The sequence below is a fragment of the Streptomyces sp. BK79 genome, assembly GCF_044142145.1.
Lineage (GTDB): Bacteria > Actinomycetota > Actinomycetes > Streptomycetales > Streptomycetaceae > Streptomyces.
In genome coordinates this window covers 1-1,965 of the sequence record NZ_JBHVOC010000069.1, presented here as the reverse complement: position 1 = coordinate 1,965, position 1,965 = coordinate 1, and the positions used below count along the sequence as shown (strand labels likewise).

1 protein-coding gene and 1 pseudogene are annotated in these 1,965 nt (G+C 67.6%); both read right to left on the bottom strand.

What is annotated here, in order from left to right:
• On the bottom strand, positions 1 to 1,044 hold a 1,044-nt coding region (locus tag ACFIF2_RS35780; protein WP_395577467.1), incomplete at its 3' end, for a beta-ketoacyl reductase.
• A 105-nt stretch (positions 1,045 to 1,149) separates the two neighbouring features.
• Positions 1,150 to 1,950 (bottom strand): annotated as a pseudogene (locus ACFIF2_RS35775) (polyketide synthase dehydratase domain-containing protein); the annotation flags it as partial.
• Positions 1,951 to 1,965 lie beyond the last annotated feature (15 nt).

Genomic DNA, 1,965 nt, shown 5'->3' with positions numbered 1-1,965 from the left:
GAGTGCGGTGTCGAGGAGTCGTAGCGCGTCCTGGGTCGCCAACGGCAGCACACCCCGACGCTCCATCCGCGCCCGGTCAGCAACAGACAACCCAGCCGTGATCCGCGACCGCTCCTCCCACAACCCCCACGCCACCGACACCGCCGGCAACCCAAGCCCCCGCCGATACCACGCCAACGCATCCAAATACGCATTCCCCGCCCCATACGCCCCCTGCCCCACCGAACCCGCAACACCCGCCAACGACGAAAACAACACAAACGCATCCAACCGCCACCCCAACTCCACCCCCACCTCATGCACATTCCACGCCCCCACCACCTTCGCCGCCAACACACCCTCCACCCGCTCCGCCGTCAACGACCCCAACAACCCGTCATCCACCACACCCGCCGCATGCACCACCACCCGCACATCCCCCACATCCCCCAACACCCCAGCCAACCCCCCACGATCCGCCACATCACACAACACCACCCGCACCCGCGCCCCCAACGCCTCCAACTCCGCAACCAACCCACCACCCCCACCACTCCCACGACCGAGCAACACCACATCCCGAGCACCCCACACCCGCACCACATGCCGAGCCACCACACCACCCAAAACCCCCAGACCACCCGTAATCAACACCACACCCGACCCATCCCACCCACCAGAACCCACCTCAACCGACCCATCCACGACCACCTCAGCCAGCCGCGGCACCCACGCGGCACCCCCCTCCAACACCACCTCCGGCTCACCCAACCCCACCGCACCCGCCAACTCCTCCCGACACCCGCCATCCACCAACACAACCCGCCCCGGAAACTCCGCCTGCACCGACCGCACCAACCCCCACACCGCCACACCCACACCATCCACACCCGCACCCGCACCCACACCCGCACCCGCACGGCCGAGTACGGCACCCTCCGTCCACACCACCACCGGCCCACCCTCCCCAGCAAGCCACCCCCGCAACACCCCAACCGCCTCCACCACCGCACCACACACCTCACCCGGACCCATCCCACCCGCAACACCCCGAAGATCCAGCACCCGCAACTCCTCACCCACACCCGCCGGCAGACCCACCCCACGCCACCCCACCCGATACAAACCCCCGCCACCCACACCCACACCCACCAGCCCCGACACCGGCCGAAGCGACAACGACTCCACCGACCACACCACCCCACCCACACCCTCACCATCGGCAGCCACCGCCACCACCGACACCGCATCCCCACCCACCGGAACCAACCTCACCCGCACCACCCGACAACCCGACCCACCAAACCGCACCCCCGACCACACAAACGGCACCACACCACGCCCCCCACCCCCAACCGCCCACGCATGCAAACACGCATCCGCAAGCGCCGGATGAAACCCAAACCCACCCCCACCCACCGGCAACCCCACCTCCGCAAACACCTCAACCCCACGCCGCCACACCCGCCCCAACCCCCGAAACACCGGCCCATACTCAAACCCCGCACCCGCCAACTCCCCATACACACCCTCACCACCCACCAACACCCCACCCACCGGCGGCCACACCCCCTCCAACCACACAGCACTCTCAACACGCTCAACACGCTCAACACCAGCAGCACTCTCAACACCCACAGACCCCACCGCATGACACACCCACCCACCCGAACCCACCACACGACCATGCACCTCAACCCCACACACCCCATCCACCAACTCACCCACACTCACCCGCACCACCACACCCCCACCCTCCGGCACCACCAACGGCTCACGCAGCACCAACTCCCGCACCACACCACACCCCACCCAACCCCCCGCAAACCCCACCATCTCCAACAACACAGTCCCCGCCACCACCACACGACCACCCACCACATGATCACCAAGCCACCCCTGCTCCCCCAACGACAACCGCCCCGACAACACCACCCCACCCGAACCCGGCAACTCCACCACCACCCCCAACAACGGATGACCCGA